Annotated in this window: 14 protein-coding genes; 10 read left to right on the forward strand and 4 right to left on the reverse strand. The window is 62.6% G+C overall.

All coding sequences use genetic code 11. The features are described from left to right. Nucleotides 1-2: 2 nt before the first annotated feature. From ACZ3J7_RS27265 to ACZ3J7_RS27305, 9 genes are all read left to right on the forward strand, one after another. Complete coding sequence (locus ACZ3J7_RS27265; RefSeq protein ID WP_296554028.1) at nt 3-599, forward strand: hypothetical protein; 597 nt, start codon at nt 3-5, stop codon at nt 597-599. 84 nt (nt 600-683) lie between these two features. Continuing rightward, on the forward strand, nt 684-1298 hold the full coding sequence (locus ACZ3J7_RS27270; RefSeq protein WP_095972295.1) for a TetR/AcrR family transcriptional regulator: 615 nt from the start codon (nt 684-686) through the stop codon (nt 1296-1298). Nucleotides 1299-1313: 15 nt separating this feature from the next. Then, nucleotides 1314-2174 (forward strand): 3-hydroxyacyl-CoA dehydrogenase, encoded by an 861-nt coding sequence (locus ACZ3J7_RS27275; RefSeq protein WP_095972294.1) that lies wholly within the window; start codon nt 1314-1316, stop codon nt 2172-2174. 152 nt (nt 2175-2326) lie between these two features. Beyond that, nucleotides 2327-3370: a ParB/Srx family N-terminal domain-containing protein gene (locus ACZ3J7_RS27280; protein ID WP_124567988.1), complete on the forward strand. Its 1044-nt coding sequence runs from the start codon at nt 2327-2329 to the stop codon at nt 3368-3370. Between the two features lie 183 nt (nt 3371-3553). Next, a complete protein-coding gene (locus ACZ3J7_RS27285; RefSeq protein WP_298775789.1) occupies nt 3554-9022 on the forward strand; it encodes a glutamate synthase-related protein in 5469 nt (1822 codons plus the stop codon). A gap of 35 nt (nt 9023-9057) precedes the next feature. Beyond that, on the forward strand, nt 9058-10848 hold the full coding sequence (locus tag ACZ3J7_RS27290) for a sulfite reductase subunit alpha (RefSeq protein WP_298775787.1): 1791 nt from the start codon (nt 9058-9060) through the stop codon (nt 10846-10848). A 46-nt stretch (nt 10849-10894) separates the two neighbouring features. Then, entirely contained in the window at nt 10895-11788 is an 894-nt protein-coding gene (locus ACZ3J7_RS27295) for a ChuX/HutX family heme-like substrate-binding protein (protein WP_298775785.1), read from the forward strand. A gap of 129 nt (nt 11789-11917) precedes the next feature. Beyond that, a complete protein-coding gene (locus ACZ3J7_RS27300) occupies nt 11918-13537 on the forward strand; it encodes an ATP-binding cassette domain-containing protein (protein WP_298775783.1) in 1620 nt (539 codons plus the stop codon). Then, on the forward strand, nt 13534-15081 hold the full coding sequence (locus ACZ3J7_RS27305; protein ID WP_298775781.1) for an ATP-binding cassette domain-containing protein: 1548 nt from the start codon (nt 13534-13536) through the stop codon (nt 15079-15081). The genes ACZ3J7_RS27300 and ACZ3J7_RS27305 overlap by 4 nt, the downstream gene beginning before the upstream one ends. Before the next feature lie 60 nt (nt 15082-15141). On the opposite strand, the gene ACZ3J7_RS27310 is transcribed toward ACZ3J7_RS27305, so the two are convergent. From ACZ3J7_RS27310 to ACZ3J7_RS27320, 3 genes are all read right to left on the reverse strand, one after another. Then, nucleotides 15142-16299 carry an acetyl-CoA C-acetyltransferase gene (locus ACZ3J7_RS27310; RefSeq protein ID WP_298775779.1) on the reverse strand — a complete coding sequence of 386 codons (1158 nt, stop codon included), beginning with the start codon at nt 16297-16299 and terminating at the stop codon, nt 15142-15144. A 1182-nt stretch (nt 16300-17481) separates the two neighbouring features. Then, nucleotides 17482-18567: an ABC transporter substrate-binding protein gene (locus tag ACZ3J7_RS27315; protein ID WP_298775774.1), complete on the reverse strand. Its 1086-nt coding sequence runs from the start codon at nt 18565-18567 to the stop codon at nt 17482-17484. Between the two features lie 72 nt (nt 18568-18639). Then, nucleotides 18640-19404, reverse strand: coding sequence for a siderophore-interacting protein (locus ACZ3J7_RS27320; protein WP_465625552.1), 765 nt, complete (start codon nt 19402-19404; stop codon nt 18640-18642). A 250-nt stretch (nt 19405-19654) separates the two neighbouring features. Between ACZ3J7_RS27320 and ACZ3J7_RS27325 the strand changes: the two genes are divergently transcribed. Continuing rightward, nucleotides 19655-21226 carry a helix-turn-helix domain-containing protein gene (locus ACZ3J7_RS27325; protein ID WP_465625569.1) on the forward strand — a complete coding sequence of 524 codons (1572 nt, stop codon included), beginning with the start codon at nt 19655-19657 and terminating at the stop codon, nt 21224-21226. Between the two features lie 31 nt (nt 21227-21257). On the opposite strand, the gene ACZ3J7_RS27330 is transcribed toward ACZ3J7_RS27325, so the two are convergent. Next, nucleotides 21258-21572 (reverse strand): hypothetical protein, encoded by a 315-nt coding sequence (locus ACZ3J7_RS27330; RefSeq protein ID WP_206029123.1) that lies wholly within the window; start codon nt 21570-21572, stop codon nt 21258-21260. Between the last annotated feature and the right edge of the window lie 47 nt (nt 21573-21619).

A 21619-nucleotide genomic window follows, 5' to 3' on the forward strand; every position in this document is an offset into this window, starting at 1 on the left:
ACATGGGTTTCCTCTTCGAGGTTCTCGATTTTCCCGACGGCAGTCGGATGACCGACCTGTGGAACAACACGTGGGCCGAACCGGCAACCGGAGAGGAGATCGCTTCCGGTCACTTCATTCACCTGGGAGACGATCAGCACGTCGACGTGGAGACCGATTTTCTCAGTAGCCACCTCCCCTTCAACGTGGCAGGCTTCGGCGGAGTCTTTCCCGACGGCAAACCCTGGATGTTCGTCATGCAGAAGGCACCGGCCGACCTCGCGACCAGGCTGCGCGGCGAGGACGATCCACACTCACTTCTGCGCGGATCACTCGACCGCGCCATGTCTTTCAACCCCGATGCACTGGTGGCCGAGGAATTGTCCTGGAGGCATGACGATCTGATGAAGGTGTACGAGGAAGAGGGAATCCCGGCGGTATCCGTTGCCGGTTGGTCGGCTGCAGATCTCCTGCGCGGTCTCTTGGCGCAGTGTTGCAACGTCGAACTCGCCGCCGTCGTCGCTGGATACCCCGAATGCGCCTACCCCCAATCGGTGCACGCATGCGAAGCCGACGTGTTCGCCGACGTGTTTGCCGGTTGGGTCAGCGGACTGCGGTGATGTGACGGAGGAGACGTCATCCTCCCGTAATTTCGGAGTAGACTCATTTATGAGCGTGATCCGAAATGAGACGAGGTGAGCGGGATGACGAAGCCGGACCAAGGGCTGGGCCGTCGCGAACGCAACAAGCTCGAAAAGCAGACACGCATCTTCGACGCCGCGGCCGAACTGTTCGCGGAAAAGGGCTACAGCGCGGTCACCACTCAAGAGATTGCCGACCGCGCCGATGTAGCCGGCGGAACCCTCTTTCGTTACGCCGCAAGCAAAGCCGAGCTGCTGCTCATGGTGTACAACGCGGAGTACCGTAAGCAGATCGAACTGGGAGAAGAGCGTGAAGCCAAGTCGACGGACACAGAAGCTCGTGTGCTCGAGCTGGTTTCACCCCTGCTGATCGCAAGTCGCCGAAACGACGAGAACACCGGCATCTACCAACGCGAGGTGTTGTTCGGCGAGCCCAGCGAATGCTTCCGGGCCGAAGGCCTGGAGCTCTCGCAACGCCTGCAAACGCGGATTGCACAAATCCTGCACGAGGGTCACCCCCACCACACCACACGAACCACCACTGCAGCGCGAACGATTTCCAACGTGCTGCACTTCGAAATAGCCCGCGCGGCATTGGACCGGATCACGGCTGACGAACTCACGAACATCGTTGCAGCACAGGTCCGATTGACGCTTGCCGGACTACCCACCGAATAGGATTGAGGATCGAAAATGACTGAATTGAAGCAGATCACCGTTCTGGGTACCGGAGTCCTCGGCTCACAGATCGCCTATCAGAGCGCCTATCACGGCTTCGACGTCGTCGCGTACGACATCAACGCCGAGGTCATCGAGAAGGCCAAGGCTCGGTTCGACTCGTTGGCCGCGGCCTACAAGGCCGAGAACGTCGAGGGCGCCAAGGAAGGCAAGGCCGACGAAGCACTGCAACGTATTACGTACTCGTACGATCTCGCCGAAGCCGTCGCCAAGGCCGATCTTGTCATCGAGGCAATTCCCGAGGACATCGCCATCAAGCGCGACACCTACGAGAAGCTTGCCACGGTAGCTCCTGAGCACACGGTGTTCGCAACCAACTCGTCGACGCTTCTCCCGAGCGACCTCAAGGAGTTCACCGGTCGACCCGAGAAGTTCCTCGCACTGCACTTCGCAAATCACGTGTGGGTCAACAACACTGCCGAGGTGATGGGCACCGAGTCCACCGACCCCGCCGTGTACCGCGAGGTCGTCGAGTTCGCGAAGAACATCGGCATGGTGCCGATCGAGCTCAAGAAGGAGAAGGCGGGCTACGTACTCAACTCGCTACTGGTCCCGCTCCTCAATGCAGCATCCGATCTGCTGATCGACGGCATCGCCGATCCCGACATGGTCGACAAGACTTGGCGTATCGGCACCGGAGCCCCGTTCGGTCCCTTCCAGATCATGGACGTCGTCGGGTTGACCACCGTCTACAACATTTCCTCCCAGGGCGGCGAGAAGCAGCGCGAATTCGCCGACTACATCAAGAAGAACTACATCGACGAGGGCAAGCTCGGCGTCGCTGTCGGCGAGGGCTTCTACAACTACAAGAGCTGATCAACCAACCGGCTCACCGCGCGGTGGCTACGACGTGAATTCACGTGGTAGCCACCGCGCGGACGTCTGTTGTCAGTAAGTCTGAAACCACCCTGAGCGATTGTGACGCAAGCTTCCTCACGTGCGAACCCACCCTCAGGAGAGATCCCCACATGCGTCGTTCCGCCATCTCGGCACTCACAACACTGGCACTGCTCGGCGCCGGAACATTGGCGGGCACACCCGCCGTCGCCGCTCCCCTCGCGTGTGGCGGCATCTCCACCGGTTCGTTCTCAGGCTCCGCCGGCGGCTCGGAGTACCTGTGCGCCAAAGAAGGTGACCTTCTGGACGTGCGCATCGGAGACGTTCATGCGACGCAGCCTTCCCTCGGCTACGACGAGGTGTACTACAAGCTCGGGCGATACACGCTCGGAAAAGACACGATCAACAAGAAGTTCGACGACTGGTGCGAGGCGAACGGCCAGATCCAGGCCGCGACCGCTACTGCGGCGTCGACACTGAAGGACCCGTCGTCCTTCACCTGCCAGATCCCGGTGGGTCAGGAAACCGCCGAGAGCATCGCGCCCATGAAGACCGTGGTCGTCGGCCCCCGCGGCGATCTCTACCTGACCGACGGTCACCACACCCTCACGTCCTTCATCGAGACGGCCGACGGAGGTCCTGACCTGCACGTGCGACTCCGAGTTCTCGGCAACCTCAGCGGCCTGACCGAAGGCGCCTTCTGGACGGAGATGGAAAAGAACAAGTGGGTCTGGTCGCGTGACGTCGACGGAAACCAGGTGCCGGTCCAGTCCCTGCCGAAAAGCGTCGGCCTGGCGAACTTCGCCGACGACAAGTACCGCAGCCTGATGTATTTCTCCCGCGACATCGGATTCGCTGCAGGCTCGATCCCGTTCCAGGAGTTCTACTGGGGCGCGTGGGTCCGCGACACCGCGCCCGTCGACCTCACCAACTGGAATCGCGATGATCTCTCCAGCTACCTGAGTACGGTGAAGTCGGTGACCAAAGCGCAGACCGCGTTGGCGGGCGATGCGGTCGTCGACAGCGGATTCACTGCCACCGATCTTGGTGTCCTGCCGGCCTGGAACGATGGCAAAGCGGAGTCCAAGGGCGAGTTCGCAAAGCTCTCGAAGCCGTACACAGACGACAAGCCGGGCAAGATCGCTTACGCCCTCGCCTACAAAGCAACCCTCTGACCTGCTCAGATCCAAGTCACACCCAGCAGACTTGACTAAGGTAAGCCTCTACTCAGTAGTCTGATCCCATTCGGGTGCCGCTTCATCGAAGCAGCGACGCCCTGCCCTGACGGAATACATGCCGTCGTATCTGCCCGGTCGAACAAATCTCCGGGCAACCAGGACAGGGAGAAGGTTGCTGCAGTGAGTACGTCCATCGTCGGTTTGTACGACCCCGCAGATGACAAGAGCAGTTGCGGGGTCGGGTTCATCACGCGCAAGGACGGCGTGCAGACCCACGATGTCCTGATCAAGGGCCGCGAAGCACTCTGCTCGGTCCCGCACCGCGGCGGTATGTCCTCCGAGGGTGTCGGCGACGGTGGCGGCGTCTCGGTGGACCTCTCCCTCCGGTTCTTCCGCAAGGTCACCGGGCGCTCCGACCTCCGTGCCGGCCGCTTCTGCGTCGGCAACTTCTTCCTTCCCGACGACGACGCCCAGCATGCTCGTGCAGCGGCTCTGGTGGAACGCGAACTTCTCGACAGAGGCTTCACCACCCTCGCTGTGCGCGACATCCCGGTCGACAACTCGTCGATTCGGCCGGCCGCGATCGCGCATCAGCTTCCGATCAGGCAGTGGATCTTCGAGGTCCCCACTCCGCGTCCCGAGCCCGCGGTAGTCGATCGCCTCGTGCACGAGGCGCTGCTCGCCATCGAAGCCATCGCGTACAACACGCCTGCGCTGCGCGGGTTGTACCCACTCTCGCTCAGCGCGAGAACACAGGTTCTCAAGGGCCGCTTGAACTCCGACGAAGTGATCCCGTACTTCCGCGACCTGGTCGACCCCGATCACGCCGTACACACGATGTACTTCCACACGCGGTTCTCGACCAACACGGACCCGCATCCCACGATGGCGCAGCCTTTCCGGTTCATGGCTCACAACGGAGAACTGAACACGGACAAGAAGAATCGGCTCTCCGAAGCTGCCGTCGCCAGTGCGAAACGACGTGCGATCGTCCGTCCGCCCGGCCAGTCCGACAGTTGCCGACTGGATCAGACCCTGGAAGCTCGCGTCATCGAGGACAGTGTCGACCTGGTGACGGCTGTGGTCTCGATGATGCCGCCTGCCTGGGAAAACGACACCACCCTCTCCCCTGCGGTGCGGGCGATGTTCGAGTACTTCTCGCTGTACGAGGAGAAAAACGACGGACCGGCAGCGCTGGTCTTCGGCGACGGCACCATCATCGGTGCACGCCTCGATCGCCTCGGCCTGCGTCCACTACGCACGATCGAGACCCACGACTACGTGTGCGCATTCTCCGAAGCCGGACAGATCGCGTTCCCACCCGAGACGGTGATTCACCGTGGCCGCGTCGAAGCCGGCGGAATGCTCTACTTCGATCATCGAGATCGCCACACCTACACTGCCCGCGAGGCCCTGGAAAAGATTGCTGCACAGCGTGATTACCAGTCTCTGGTGGAGCAGTCACGAATCCTGATCGAGGACATTGCCTCCGTACCTGCGGAGAAGGTGAGCTCACCGACGCGCTACAACGGAACCTTCGAGGTTCATCAGCGCTACATGGCGTACTCCCTGGATCAGGAGAGCTTCAAATTCCTGATGGATCCGATGCTCACGCACGGAGCCGAGAAGGTCTCCGCCATGGGCTACGGCAACGCCATCAACGCGTTCAGCGATCGCGAAGGCGGTGTGGCACGCTACTTCTCGCAGCGATTCGCCCAGGTAACCAACCCTCCGCTGGACAGCATCCGTGAAGCGGACGGTATGACTCTCCGGGTCGCGTTGGGCGCGAAGACGACTGCCGGAGAGGGCAAACAGATCGTCATCGCGTCGCCGATCCTCGGGCATCTGGACATGCTCAAGATCCGCGAACAGAACCACACACCGCACCGCCGCTTCGAAATGCTCTACCCCGCCGGGGGTGACGCGCAAGCGATGGTCGACGCGATGACCGCACTCGGCGACGCTGTTGTGGCCTTCGCAGCTGAACAGGGCGGGATCGCAGTCCTGACCGACCGTCACGTATCTCACGAGCGTGCAACACTTCCCGCGATCATGGTCGTCGGAGCACTGAACCAGCGACTCATCGACGCAGGCCTGCGACTGCGTGTCTCTCTCATCGTGGAGAGCGGCCAGATCGAGTCCTCGCACCACGTTGCTGCCGCACTCGGCTTCGGCGCTTCGGCCGTCTACCCGTTGTCTGTGCAACTTCGCGCCGAGGAGAAGTTCGGGGCCGACCCGGACGCCGCGTTCCGGCGCTTCGCGAAGGCCGCCGAGAAGTCGCTCATGAAGACGATGGGACGCGTCGGTCTGTGCACCGTCGAGAGCTACATCGGCGGAGAATTCTTCGAACCCAACTTCCTCGATACGTCCGACCCTGTACTGCGTCAGTGGTTCCCCAACATGAAATCCCCGGTCGGCGGCGTCGGTTTCGACACCGTCGCGGCGACCTCGAAGCAGTGGCACGAGCGGGCGAGCGAAGTCGGGGGTGAGAAGGACCTGCCACTGCTCGGTCTGTTCAAGGAGCGCGCTGACGGCGCAGGGCATTCGTTCGGTACCACCGCGGTCCGCAAGTACGTCGAACTCACCGAGGAGAAAATCGCGTTCGACAGCCCCTCGGGAACAGAACAATTCGAGGCTCTGCGTCTCCTTCCCCTCGGACGGCTCGACGACGCCTTCCGCCTCGACGCCGGGGCATACCGGGCGACGAGCTTCGACCGGTTGACCACCGAACAGATCGACGACTTCGACATCACCGCCGGGTACCGGGACTTTTCTACTGTCATGGCTGCGGAACGATCGCGTCGTCCCGCTGCGCTGCGCGACGTCATCTCCGTTCCCGGCGATGTCACGTTTGCGGTGACGACAGCCGAGTTCGCCGAGCAGATCAGCCGATTCTCGGTACACGGCAATACGACGATCGTGATGCGTGGAATCCAGTGTGAATCCGCCGCAGACCGCGGGTACACACTTCGCCTGGACGGACCACTGGCCGACGACGCCGCACGCCGGGCAGCACTCGGAAACGCTCTCAACGCTATCTTCTCGGGCGAAATCTCCATCGAAGCGACTGAACCGGATCTGGTTCTGAAGGCAACAGGTATCGGGGCACAGTTCCTGTCCAAGTTGCGGGTCGCACCGGCAGGTGTTCCTCTTTCCGAGGTGCAGAGCGCCAGCGACATCACTCCGAAGTTGGCGTCGGGAGCCATGAGCCACGGCGCGCTCAATGCTCCGGCACACGAAGCCGTCGCGCATGGCACGAACATGGTCGGCGCGATGTCCAACAGCGGTGAAGGTGGTGAACACCTGTCCCGTTACAACACAATTCGAGCATCGCGTATCAAGCAGTTTGCATCCGGTCGATTCGGAATCTGGGCGGGATACCTCGCCGACCCGATGCTCAAAGAGATCGAGATCAAACTCGGCCAAGGTGCAAAACCCGGTGAGGGCGGCCAGCTTCCGGCAGCCAAGGTCACCATCGACATCGCTGCGGCCCGCGGTGGAACCCCCGGTGTCGAACTGGTTTCACCGCCGCCTCACCATGACACGTACTCCATCGAGGACCTCGCTCAGCTCATCCACGACTGCAAGGCAGCGCGTATCCGGGTGATCGTGAAGTTGGTGTCCTCGGAAGGTATCGGCACCATCGCCGTCGGAGTCGCCAAGGCAGGCGCTGACGTCATCAACGTCGCCGGAAACACCGGTGGCACCGGCGCCGCTTCCGTGACCAGCCTCAAGTACGCGGGCCGCGCGGCCGAGGTCGGTATCGCAGAGGTCCATCAAGCTCTGTGCGCCAACGGTCTTCGTCAGAAGGTCGTTCTTCGATGCTCGGGCGCACATCAGACCGGCAGCGACATCATCACCTCGGCACTACTCGGCGCAGACAGCTTCGAGTTCGGCACATCGGCTCTGATGATGATGGGCTGCGTCATGGCCAAGAACTGCAACATCAAGTGCCCCGCAGGACTGACCACCAACCCGGAACTGTTCGACGGCGATCCCCGCGCCATGGCGCAGTACCTTCTCAACATCGCTCACGAAACTCGGGAACTGTTGGCAAATCTGGGAATGCGATCCCTCCAGGAAGCGCGAGGACGAACCGACCTCCTGCATCTGATCGATCACCCGTCCATCGTCGGCAATCTGAACCTGGGCGCGATGTTCGCGTCGGCGCCGGACATCACCGTCGACAATCCCGTGTACCTCGAGCGCGAGTACGCGCTCGACGAGAAGATCATGGACGAGGTTCGCACGGCACTCTTCGACCGTGGCGAGGCCTCGGTCACCGTGTCCGGACCCGAATTCGCCGAAGGTGCACTGCACCTGGGTAACCGGAACAAGAGCGTCGGCGGGCAGTTGGCGGTCGATCTCGAACGTGAACTCAACTACGGAGCGGCCGGGCTTCTCACTCCGGGAGTGCTGACCGACGAACGTGGGCGACGGTACTTCGCTCCGGGCAGCGTACGCGTCCTGACGACCGGATCTGCGGGCCTGTCGTTCGGCGCATTCTGCAACGACGGCATGCACCTGGAGCACACCGGGACATGCAACGACGGCGTGGGAAAGAGCATGAGCGGCGGCGTGATCGCCGTGCGCAGCCCTGGCGGCGGCTCCAGTGACGCCGGCGGAAACGTGTTGATCGGCAACTTCGCTCTCTTCGGCGCCACCGGTGGGCGAGTGTTCGTCGAAGGTGAAGCAGGCGATCGCTTTGCGGTTCGCAACTCCGGAGCCAGCGCTGTCGTCGAAGGCGTCGGCGACTTCGCCGGTGAGTACATGACAAACGGTGCCGTCCTGAATCTCGGCGAGTTCGGTAAAGGCGTCGGCAACGGCATGAGTGGTGGGTTCTTCTACCAGTACGACCCTCGCGGCGAGATTGCACTGCGAGCGAGCACCGATTCCGTGCTGTTGGGGTCGATCACCGCTGCGACCGACCCTCTTGCCGCCGTCCACAACCACGCAGTGCAACTCCTTCTCGAACTGCATGTGGAGGCAACGGGATCCGCGCTCGGAACCCGATTGCTCGAGAACTGGGAAGTCGAACAGCACTCGTTTGTCTACGCGATGCCCAAGGCGCTGATGCTCTACCAGGACAGCGACGCCATCCTTGCCGCCAAAACGCACAAAGAACTTCTCGATGAGTTGGCTTCCGCCATCGCGGCGCGGCAGGTACGCACCTTCAAACTCGCGGTACGAGACGAGCGTCCCGCACTCGGCGGCGCAGTCCCCGGTTACGGAGAAACCGATACCGCAACGATGTACGCACTCCTCAGCGAGTACACCGTGCTTCACTTCGCCCAACAACTCGCCGCGGCCCGCACCCCGAATGCGTCGGGACCCGACGATCCAGCAGTTCAGAAGGCAGCTCGCAATCTGGTGCTGACCGAGGACTTCGCCCTCGTCCAGCACCTGGTGAAGTACTCGAAAGAGATTCTGGCCGGCTACGACGACGAACAGTTGGCCGCGCTGATTGCAGCCAAGCGGGTCGACGACTACAAGCAGGCGTTGAGTCTGCGCAACGTGCTGGCGATGGACAGTCCCGCGACGTACGGGTGGATTCTTTTTCAAGACAACAAGAACCGGGACAAACTCGGATCCCTGCCGAACTTCGACGAGTTGTTCGCTTCACGTGCGATCCCCGACCTGGTGTCCTGACCTCTCTCCCCCCGAACGTAGGTGAGCTTCAAATCATGGAAATTCCGTACATTCCCGAATACGCACCGTTCACCGGCGACCAGCGAGCGTGGCTTTCCGGATTCCTGGCCGGTCTTCACTCACGAACCGTCATGCCCGGTCAAACCGGTACTGCAACAGCAACTGTGGAAAGAACTGCCGGGGCAGCCGTGCACATCCTCTTCGGAAGCCAGACCGGCAACGCGGAGTCCGTGGCCGAAGACGCGGCCGCTGCTGCTCGTGCCCACGGTCTCGAACCACTTGTCGCGGGTCTTGACACCGTGGATATCAACGCACTTTCCGCCATGCGCCGGGTACTCGTGATCACCTCGACCTACGGCGAGGGCGAGATGCCTGACAACGCGCAGCTGTTCTGGGACGCAGTCGAATCCGAGAGCGCCCCCAGATTGGACGGTCTCTACTTCGGCGTGCTTGCACTCGGTGACACCAGCTACGACGGCTACTGCCAGTCCGGCAAGAACATCGACGCTCGCTTCGAAGCGCTCGGCGGGACCCGCGTTGTCGACCGCACCGATTGCGACGTCGACTACGAGGATGACGCGGCCGAGTGGATCGTTCGTGCCGTCGCTGCGGTGGCGGGCGTGGACGGTGATGCCGGTCCGGGCGGCGACACAGGCGCTGCGGTGGTGCCGGTTGCATCCGGTTCACTGAAGACCAAATCCCAATGGACGCGCAAGAACCCCTATCCTGCAACTGTTCTCGCCAATCGACTGTTGTCCGGTGAGGGCTCCGCCAAGGAAGTCCGCCACTTCACCTTTGCACTCGGCGAGGATGGTCTGGACTACGAGGCCGGAGATGGATTGGGAATCCGCCCGATCAACGACCCCGCTCTCGTCGACGCCATCATCCGTCAACTCGGGGTGAGCGGCGATTGCGTCGTCACGGCGAAGGACGGCTCGTCCGTGCCGCTGGACCAGGTGTTGACCAGCGATTACGAGATCTCGATTCCCTCTCGCGATCTGATCGACGACATCGCCCGACGCAGCGGAGACGCCGAACTGCAGCATATTCTCGACACCGAAGATCGGGAAGCGCTCGACGCGTGGCTGTGGGGCAAAGATGTGCTCGATCTTCTGCAGCTGGGCACCACAGTTCGCCTGAATCCCGAAGAGTTGCTTGGTCTTCTGCGCCCTCTTCAGCATCGGGTCTACTCGATCTCGTCCAGCCCGCTGGCCCATGACGGCACCGTGCATCTGACGGTTGCGAGTGTGCGCTACCGCTCGGGCGAGCGGGATCGCGGCGGCGTCTGCTCGACGTATCTTGCGGATCGGGTAGGCGAGGGAGACCGGGTCGGAGTTTTTGTCTCCAAGAACAATTCGTTCCGTCTGCCCGCCGATGATGCTGCTCCCGTCGTGATGATCGGACCCGGAACCGGCATCGCACCCTTCCGCGCTTTCCTGCACGAGCGTCGGGCGCGGAACGCGTCGGGGCAGAATTGGCTCTTCTTCGGCGATCAGCATCAGTCGAGCGATTTCATCTACGAGGACGAGCTCAACGGCCTGACCCGTGACGGTGTCCTGACGCGTCTCGACCTCGCCTTCTCTCGTGATCAGTCCGAGAAGATCTACGTCCAGACACGTATGCGCGAGCAGGGCCGAGAGTTGTTCGCCTGGCTCGAGAAGGGCGCGCACGTGTACGTCTGCGGCGACGCCACCCGGATGGCGAAGGACGTCGACGACGCATTGCACGAGTTGGTCGCCGAGCACGGCGGGTTGGATGCGGATACCGCTGAGGACTACGTCAACAACCTCAAACGATCGAAGCGGTACCTACGGGATGTCTACTGAGATGTGTCCCCACCGTGGTGAATGCCGTTGCGCAGCTGTGGCGCGCATGTCGGACCTGGACGCGCTGCTTGCGCGTCCAGGATTCCGCGGTGGACTGATCGACACGGTACCCGGGGTAGTCGGCGAAATGTTGTCCCTCTTGGGCGATGTCGTCGCGATCACCGTTGCGGGGCCAGTGGCTGTCAACGACTCGGGAAAGTACGCCGTTCCCACCGTTCCCGGTGATCCGCTGGTCTGCACGCCAGGACTCGTCTCTCTGCGTTTGAACCCTTCCGCCCTCGGTTCGGTGGTGACCACTGATGCAGAGCAGCACCTTCCGCCGACGCTCCGGATGTTCGACACTCACGGATCGAGTTCGCACACCACCTATTTGACCCCGGCCTCGGATCGTCTCGCCTTCGAAGCGATACGAAACGCGGCCGACGCTTCGAGGGAAGCCAACCCTCCCATCCAGACGTCGAATACGCCCGCATTCTGGGCCGAAGCCGATCAGCTGACACAACTCGACTTCATCCTCGCGGACAGGGGCAGCGAACGCCGCAACGGTTTGGTCGCTCTGGGCGCCCTCGGCTACCGGAGAATCGATCCTCACCTCATGGCTGCCGGGATGGAGCACCTGTCCTACCAACAACTGCCCGTCACGACGGTTGTCGCCGGGAACGGCTGCCTGCAGATTCATCGCGGTGATCTCGACGCGGCAGCCATGTTCGGCGGAACGCTGACTCTAGCCTCGGACACCTGCCGGACGATGATCGACCTGAACGGCGTCGCGGAGTGCTGGCTGACCCGCACGCACGGCGTTCACGGACTGACCAGCTCGATCGAGATGTACGACTTCCGCCGAAAATGCGTGGCAGTCTTCACCCAAACAGGTCCAGCCGAACCCGCAGTCATGGACATGTGGGAAGACGTGTTGACTTCCATTTCGGCCGCATCCTGACGCCGACGGCTGCCAATCGAGTGTAAGAAATCGGCGTACTGCGATAACCAAGAGTGGCAACCGAAGCCTAACCTCAGGTTTCGGTCACTTGTCGTGCCCGCACCCTGACGCTGATTCAAGGAGTTATCCATGCCCCGCCCTCTCGTCGAACCATCGCTGGTCCCGGCCTTGCGCCCGGCGCTGCCTGCATTGGCCGCCGGGGTGGTCGCGGCGGCTGCGTCGGGGGTCGCGATGCTCGGAGCGCTCTGGTGCGTCGTGCAACTCATCGGTGAACCGTCCATGAGTTGGGCCGAATGGGCATGCGGGCTCTGGCTCGTCGGCGTCACGCTCGCCGCCACGTCGTCGTGGCTCTCGCACCACGCCGAGGCGCTGTTCGAGGCCAGGCTCAGGCGCCAGCTCGCTGCCCACGTCGTCCGGTTGCCGGCAAGCACGCTGTCCCGCTACAGCGGGGACGCGCTGAGAAGGCTCGTCTCCGAAGACATCTCGGCGCTGCACCATATGACTGCGCACCTACCTGCCGAGTTCGCGACGCTCGTGGTGGTCCCGGCGCTCACGATCGCGGCGCTGGCCGTCTCAGCCGGCCCGGTGGCGCTTCTCGCTCTGGCTCCCGGCATCGTGGCAGCACTGTTCTATGTGATCGTGATCCCTCGAATGGCTGCGCGGTACAGCGCTGAACGTGCGGATGTCATGGGCGACATCGTGACCGCCGTGGACGACTATGCCCGCGGCATCCGCGTCTGCCGGATCTACGGCGCGCAGACCGGTGCTGCCGCTGACTATGCAGAATCGACAGCACGGTTCACTCGGGGAATGCAGGAGCGCGTTCGACTCGTGGCGACCCCTGCGGCCGTCGCCGTTTCCCTCATGCAGGCGACGGCAACGTTTGCGATCGCCTATGCCGTCGGATTTCGCTGGGATGCACCGACATTGGCCGCCACCATTCTCTTCAGTCTCGCAATCGTGACACCGGCCCTGCGGCTCGGGCACGGCCTCGACTACGTCGCGGCTGGACGCTCTGCTGCAGTCCGACTCGCCGCAGCGCTGGAGGAAGCCACCCTCCCGGCTGGTGAAGCATCAACCGTTCCGGCCGCCAGTCCCTCCGATCGACTGGAGATCCTCGGCCTGACTGTCACGATCGCGGACCGCAGAGTCATCGACGGCGTCACGCATGCATTCCGCCCGTCCGCAATCACTGCGATCACGGGACCGAGTGGAGCGGGCAAGTCGACGCTGCTGAAAGCACTGGCCGGCTTCGAAATCCCGGATCTGGGTACCGTCCGCTACGCGGGCCAGAGCGTCGACACTATCGACGAGAACCTGCGGCCACGGTCCATTCTGCTCACGCCTCAGGGCGCAGACGTATTGCCTGCCACGGTGCGCGAGAACATCGCGCTGGCCGCCCCCGACGCAACAGACGCGGAATACGCCGCAGCGCTTCGCCGGGCACAGATCGACGTCAGCCTCGATGTCGATGCCGCTTCACTCTCCGGCGGAGAACGTCAGAGAGTCGGGCTTGCTCGGGTATTCCTTTCGCCCGCAACAGTACTGCTGCTCGACGAGCCGACCAGCGCACTCGACGATCGGACAGCGGCCGAACTGTTGAAAGAACTACGACATCTCGCACACGACGAAGGAAAGACGATCGTGATCGTCACCCACGACCCCGCTCTTGCAGACGACGCCGACGATCGGCTCGACCTCCGGAGTCTCATCGCATCCGATGCTGCCCTGACTGGAGCCGAACAATGAACAGCACCACTGCAGCCCGTCGACGCTTGATCACCATCGGACTCGGTTGGGTGTCCGTCGCGGTCCTCGAGGCGATCGCGTACACCACTCTCGCGCTCTCGATCGCCGATCACCGGCCGCCGGTTCTCGTCCTGGCCACGGCCGCAATCGCCCTCTTCGTGACCGTCCTGGTCTCGCGGGGCGGATATTTCACCGGGGCTCGACTCGTCGGCGATCTCTACGACGCGCTCGGGGATGCCTTCGCCCGCGCGAAGCTGTCCTGGTTCACCGACGACAACCGGGCTCTGCTCGCCACCGTCACCGGGCGCGGGATCCCGTCGCTGATGAGTGTTCCCGCACACCAACTTCAGACCTTCCTCGTTGCACCGCTGATCCCGCTGCTCCTGCTTCCTGGAATCGCGGTCGTCGCGGGACCCGGAGTCATGCTGCTCGTCGGGGGACTTCTCGCGGTGTCGCTCGCAGCTCAGACGCTGGCCCAACGCGCTCTCAGCCGAGCGGACGAGCGCCGGCACGAGGTTGAACTCGCTGCGACGCAGTCAACTCTCGAGCTCACCGACCATCTCGAATTACTGCGTACAGCAGCGGGTCCCACTCGTTCCGTCGAACGGATCGAGCGAAGCTGGCGGGATCAGGAAACCGCGCTTGCACGGACCAATCTCGCCGCGGCGCCAGCGACATTCATCTCGGCGATCGCGGCGATCGTGCCGCTGGCAGGTGCAGTAATCTTCCTCGCCGCCACCGGATTCGACGATCCTGCAGCCGCTCTCGCGCTCGTCGTCCTCACCGCCCGCGCCGCCGCCCCGCTCGACGAACTCGCACTGGCCGGAATCGGAGTCAATGAACTTCGCGCGACGGTTCGCGACTACCGCACCGCGACTTCAGCTCCCGCGCTGCCCGAGCCTGAACCCCAGGACGCAGGTCGCCCGGCAGGAACCGACATCAAGATCGTCGACGTGGATCACGCGCCAGTTCTGCGCGGCATCAACGCGCAGATCCCCGCTGGTGATCGCGTGCTCGTAGCGGGACGCTCCGGTACCGGGAAGAGCACACTTCTCGGGCTGCTCATGCGCTTCGACGACCCGGACGAAGGCAGCGTCACTCTGGGCGGAGTTTCATTGCGCGACTTGCCCTACGACGACCTGGCCGCGCACATCGGCTACGTGTCGCAGGATCCACTCATGTTCTCCGGCACCCTCGGGGAAAACATCGGACTGGGAAGACCTGGGGCTAACGAAACCGAGATCGAGGACGCCGCCAGGCGCGCTGCCCTCGGCGCCGTTCTCGACCGCTCGACGCTCGGCATTCATCAGGACGTCGGACACCAAGGGTCCGCTCTCTCCGGTGGCGAACGTCAGCGAGTGGCGATCGCTCGCGCCTTCCTCAAAAACGCACCCGTGCTTGTGCTCGATGAGGCCACTTCGGCTCTCGACGAGGGCACCGAGCGCCGCATCGCCGTCGCTGTGCAGGAATTGGCGGCCACCGTCTTCGTCGTCACCCACCGCGACCCCTCCATCTGGGAGCCGACCCGCACGATCACGCTCTGATACCGCCTACCTGACGGAGCGCTGCAACAGTGCGGCTTCCATGCCGCCCGATTCTTCCTTTCAGCTCAGCCGCTCGATGACAGTGACGTTCGCGGTTCCGCCACCCTCACACATGGTTTGGAGTCCATACCGTCCGTCAATGCGTTCCAGCTCGTGCAGCATCGTGGCGAACAGCTTGGTTCCGGTGGCTCCAAGAGGGTGACCCAATGCGATTCCACCACCGTTGGGGTTTACTCGGGAGGGATCTGCACCCGTCTCGATCAGCCAGCTCAGAACTACCGAAGCGAATGCCTCGTTCATCTCTACGGTATCCATCTGGCCGATCGACATGCCTGACTTCGCGAGCGCAAACTTGGTCGCTGGTATGGGTGCCGACAGTTGCAGCATCGGATCGTCGCCGCGCACGCTCATATGATGAATACGCGCCCTCGGCTTCAATCCATGAACCTCGAGCGCCTTCTCGGAGACGATCAAGGCCGCTGACGCGCCGTCACAGATCTGCGAGGCCACAGCAGCTGTCAGTAGCGAGCCTTCCCTCAGCGCGGGCAATGCAGCCATCTGCTCCAAGGATGTCTCTCGTGGGCATTCGTCAACGACGCAGTGACCCAGTGACACGGTCTCACGCTCGAATCGCTCGTCGGCGATGGCAGCACGGGCACGCTGATGCGATTGCAGTGCCCATTCCTCCATGTCCTCACGGCTGATACCCCACTTCTTGGCAATCAGGTCGGCACCGACGAACTGTGAGATTTCGGCCTCGCCGAATCGAGCAGCCCACCCCCGTGACTTACTGAAGGGTGTGTCGAATCCGTATTCGTTGCCGGCACGCATCGCCGCAGAGATAGGAATCGCAGACATGTTCTGCACACCGCCGACAAGCACCACATCTTGGGTCCCACTCATGACTGCTTGTGCTGCGAAGTGGATGGCTTGCTGTGAAGATCCGCATTGTCTGTCGACTGTCGTTCCCGGGATATCCAGCGGTAAGCCTGCTGCAAGCCAGGCGGTACGGGCGATGTTGCCCGATTGCGGCCCGATAGCGTCGACACAACCGAAGATCACGTCGTCGACAGCCATCGGGTCCAGTTGGGTGCGGTCGAGAATCGAGGTGATGACATGGGCTCCCATGTCCGCCGGGTGTTCCCCGGCGAGCGAGCCGTTCCGTTTACCCACCGGAGTGCGGACTGCATCGACTACATAGGCCTGGGGTGCAACCATACGAACTCCTTCGAAATCGAGCTTTTGTCGGGCGTTTTGATGTCCACACTCTAGCGATCAAGCATTTGCTTGGTATGCGAAGCGTGATTTTGACACCCACCCTTACCCGCGGGCCAGAGGTCGCCGAGTCCGGGCATGCCCCTAGACGACCAACCCGGTGTCGACAGGCCTGATCTTCGTGATTCCATCCAACGAAACCCACTGCTGTCGAAAGTATTCGGCAGTCGACACTCGACCTCCCAATGTCACACGGCAGCCCACGCCGTATCAACCGCACGTAGATGTGAAGCAGCAGAAGTTGCGAGAACACCTGCGGGCGTTCAGCTTCTAGCGAAGCGAGTACACCATTCGCATCCATCGCCTCCACTGTAGAGACATTCAACCCGTCTCGCGAGCGGCACCAAGTTGCTCGAGCTACACCACCTGCCGGCCGGCCGAAGCATGAAAAGTTAGTACTTTCGGTGGAGCCCAATGAGATAGGGCAGTTCACCGCGCATTACAGGGTACATGTACCGATACTCGTTGCAGGACAACGATTCTACCGACAGCAGCGCACTCGGTGATTTGCAAACCGTCACTGATCTGAAACGTGGATCCCCTTGCGGCAATTGCACTCCGGGTACAGTATGAGCACCACACCGTCTTCGATTACCGGAGGTTACCGTGATGAGTCTCGTACGCCGATTGACCGCCTGCGCATCCGTAGTTGCCGTTTCGGTTCTGGCACCCGCAGCCATCGCCTCCGCGGCAGTCACAGTTCCGTTCCAAATCAACCCGGCACCGTTCGGGAACCCCAATGGCAGCTTCGACGCGCCTCCTGTCCGCTGCGTGGCGGTAGTCGGCGAACAACCTGGCACGGTGACGATCACCGGCGCCCCAGACGCCCGGTGGGGATGCATGCTGTCGACCGAAGTGCGTTGGCTGAACCTCTCGACAGGGACCTCCGGCACCGGTCGGCTTTCGGGCGACAACCAAGCAACCCCGGGTGAGACCACCCTGCAGACCGGGGCCGGGCAAGTTGCGGTCACCATATTGCCTGCCGCCGGACCGGTCACTCCAGGTTTCGCAACCTTTTTCGTGCCATAGGTAACCCCGAAACCCGGGGTTCTTGCTGTACGAACAACCCGCCGCCACACAATCATGTGGCGACGGGTGAGCGCTTTCCGTTCTCCAGTTGTCCGCCTACAGCTTCTCGCTGATGAGCGGAACGACATGCTCAGCCGCCCACATCGTTCCGATCGGACCACCACTCGTGATCGCCCACAGAACGTCCCCACCGTCGGCGGTACGAGGAGGCAGAGCGACCCAATGCCCGGATGACACGGCTCCCAGCGCCTGGAAGAGCTTTCCATCGGTCAGCTTGTCGAAATCCTCTTCGCTGCCGGCAGCGCTGCGGCCGATCAGCAGGAAGTCCGCATCGATGTTCTCGAGAAGTTCCTCGCCGACGGTGCTCTGGGTGACGAATTCCTTTGCGCGCGGGTTCTCGGCGAAGCCGAGCTCACCCAGGAATGTTGCCGGAGCCGAACCGGGTGCTGAAAGATACTGCAGCCCATTGCCGGTTCCGTAGAAGATCGCCCAGGTTGCAGTCAAGCCCGCGAGTTGCGGGTTCTCCTGGCGCACGTTCGCGAAATACCGGTCATGGTCGGCCACGATCTTTTCGGCCGCCTTCGAGAGGTCGAGGGTCTCGCCGAGTACGCGAATCGATTCCTTCCACGGTACGAGCATCCGCGATTTCGTGTCGGGACTCGTCACCACCGGTGCGATGGAGGACAAACGCTCGTAGTAGTCGCCCATGGACAAACCACCCAGGCCGTCAGCCCAGCCGACGGCAACGATGAGATCAGGCTCGCTCGCGGCGATGGCTTCGACGGGAAGTGTTCCGCCCATCGCGAACTCGAAAGTGTCAAGATCCTCTGCGTCGTAAGGCAACAAGTACGACTGGGAAGCCGATTCCTTGACCATCGACGAGGAGAGGACCGGTTTAACGCCGAGGGCGAGGAGCATTTCCGTGTCGACAGCATTGGGCACGATCGCGGCGATACGCTCCGGCCGCTTCTCGAGAACGCTTGTACCGTAAGGGGATTCCAGGGTGAGCGGGTAGGTGGTCGTTCCTTCCGCCGCGGGAAGGGCACTTCCTTCCGAATTGGGGGAGGATGCCGTTTTCGAGTCTTCGGCCGGGGCCGAGCACCCGGTTACGAGGAGCGCTGCGGCGAGCGCGACCCCGATCAGTCCGGTGATCCGTGATCGTCTGGTGCGCAGGACTGTCATTTCTGCCTTTCGGTGTTATCGAGCGCTGTCGGTCTTACTGAGTACAGATGTCGGGTGAGCGATGGAGCCAGGTCAGGAATCTGCACGTACGGCCTCGCCGCGTTTCCAGTAGCCGGTGAAGTCGATGTCGGTCTTCGCAATTCCTCGATCACGAATGAGGTACCGACGAAGCGAGCGAACCGTCGCCTGTTCGCCTGCAAGCCAGGCGAATACGCGTTCGTCACACCATTCGGCGGCAGTGACCGCGTCGAGTAACAAAGAAGTGGTGCCGGGCTCGGCCCCCTCGCGCGGCAACCACGTGACACTCACCCCGGGCAACTCGCGCACCGATTGAATGTGAGCTGAGTTCGCAATTTCGACGAACACCTGCCCCCTGGTATCGGCGGGCAATCCTTCGAGCAGACGCGCGATCGCAGGGAGCGCCGTCTCGTCACCGACGACCAGCAGATGCTCGCAATCCTCCGGAAGTCCCTGCGATACAGAGGGACCCGCGATGTGCATTCGGTCGCCCGGACCGGCGCCGCGTGCCCAGGCGGTAGCCACTCCACTGCCGTGAACGACGAAATCGACCTCGAGTTCCCTTGTTCGCGGATCGTAGCGACGCACGGTGTAGACGCGGGCAAGTGGGCGGCGCCCCGCAGCGAAAGTCACACTGCCGTCGACCATCACCGGTAGGACGGGGTCGATTTCGCCAGGGTAGGCGAACAGCAACCGAATGTCGTCATCGAAGCCCGTGCTGGTGAAGGCAGGCTCGACGTAACCGTCGGCGTTGGTAAAGGTTTCGAGCTGGGTGCCGGTGAGCGTTACTCTCCTCATGCCCGGCGTCACGTCTGCCACCCGACATACCTCGAGTTCACGCAAGGTGACGGGGTACGCCGTTGTCGGACGGGTGTTTCGGGGCACGGAAAGACTCCTCGGAAGCGCACAGACGGGGGTTCGGCCCACGTTCGATCACGGCGAGACGGCCAGTAATTAAAGCTAGCCTGCCCTAATCGGATACGGTTATCCGTGCGTGCCGACTTCTTACACTCATCGGTCGCCTGTGCGAGAAGGCATCTACATTGGGGGCATCGTGGGACCACGGTTGGTGTTCTCTGCGGGAGAAGTCCCCGAAATCCCTGCCGCTCGACTCGCCTCGATTGCGAATGAACGCGAGCCGCTGCTGTTCTGGGTACACACCGGACGCGCAGAACTGCAGATCGGCGACCGCGTCCGCAACGTGCCCGCGGGGGCCGCAGTGTGGGTACCGGCGGGAATCGCGTACAGCATTCGAGTGGACCCGGAGGCGGTCGCATTTCCCATCCCGATGCCCGCTGCCGACCTGCCTCCCACGTTGAACCGAATCATCGACTTCGAGATCCCGGCCGCCTGGCAGGACTGGCTCGTCCACCAGTTCGCACACAACTTGGGATTTCTGCGCGGTGGGACGGCCGTGGGTGCCGGGCTGCTCGAGCTGGTCGCGGGAGCCCATGCCAAAAAGTCGGGCGCTTCGGTGCCGCACTCCCCGCCGAGATTGCCTCGCTCGGCCGAAACCCTCGAGATCGCTCGCACACTTCTTCGGACACCAGCCGACGACACCGAACTTTCCCAGTTTGCCCGGCAACTCAAGATCGGTGTCCGCACCCTGCAGCGCCGATTCACCGAGGAGACTGGGTTGTCTTTCGTGCGTTGGCGTACCTCGGCCCGGATCGCAGCAGCAACCGCCTACCTGGACGCCGGACGCGAAATCGGTTGGACGGGTGGACAGGTCGGATTCGCGACGCCCGCGGGATTCACCCGCGCCTTCCGTGAACACACCGGCATGACACCAAGCGCCTACGCACGTGCACACCGAGGTGCGGCGCCGATCCATGAGAACGAAACGTTGGCACAGAGCGTCGCGCTGTTGTCCGAGGAAGGCACCCAACCACGCTCGGCACCGATACCGCCGACGATCTCCGCAAGCGGAACATGGGCTAGGGTCAACGACTTTCACGTCGTCGTCTGGATATATCGAGGCTCCGCCCGGGTTACTTTCGGCGACCGAACGTGGAATCTGAGGCGGGGCGACGCGATGTGGCTTCCAGCGGGAGTTCGCAACAGTGTCGAGATCGCGGAAGGCTCTCTACTACTTCCCCTCGGGTCCCAGCCGGGCGCCTCTCCGGTCGCCGCACCGCCGCCACGTGTGCTGCACTTCGCGCGCGAAGCGGAGAGGTATCTGTTGCACACGGTGGTCGCGAATTACACCCACCTGCGCCCCGAGATCCACGACCCGGCGCGGATCTCGAGGCTGGTCCGCAACTCTGCGGCGGCTCGTCCACATGGCAGTCGTCAGAGCGATCCAGTCGAGACGATCCTTGGCGCGCTTCGGGCCGACCCCACCGATTCGCGCACGCTGTCGGAGTGGAGCGCTCGACTCGGCGTCGACGAGAATTTGCTCCACCAAGGCTTCACTGAGGCCACCGGCCAGAGCTACCCACGCTGGCGTGCCCAATTACGTATGACCCTCGCCCGTGCTCATCTCGAGGAGGGTCTCTCGGCCGGAGAGACTGCCCGCCGACTCGGCTACGCGCACGCCTCCGGCTTCACCAAGGTCTTCATCGCTGCCCACGGCATGTCGCCGCGGGCTTACCAGCGCCGCGGTTGGCGGGGCGCGGCCGAAGGTCTCATCGACTCGTGACCCTTCGGTCGGAGTATTCCGACAGGCCCCACTACACGAACAATGCGGCGGCCATTCCGGCGAAAACCAGGGAGATGGCAAACAAGTAGAGACGCAGAATTCCGCGATATCTCTCGCGAGCCTGCTCCACTTCGTACGAACTGCTCAGTGTCCTGAAGAGAACTATGAGCATCAGAGCGACGGCTGTGAACAGTGTGACCACGATGACCCAGTCGGTCGTGGTTTCCACCGGCGCTTTGCCGTCGTCGCGAATTGCCCACTGAGCCAGAAAGTTCAGCAAGAACCCCAAGATGATGCCGAGCGAAGTCACCATTGGCTGGCGGGTATCCCGAATGTCGTCATTCATGCTCACTACTTTCTTGACTGAATTTTCAGTCAGGGTTTATGCTCTGT

Source organism: Kitasatospora sp. NPDC015121 (genome assembly GCF_055562955.1).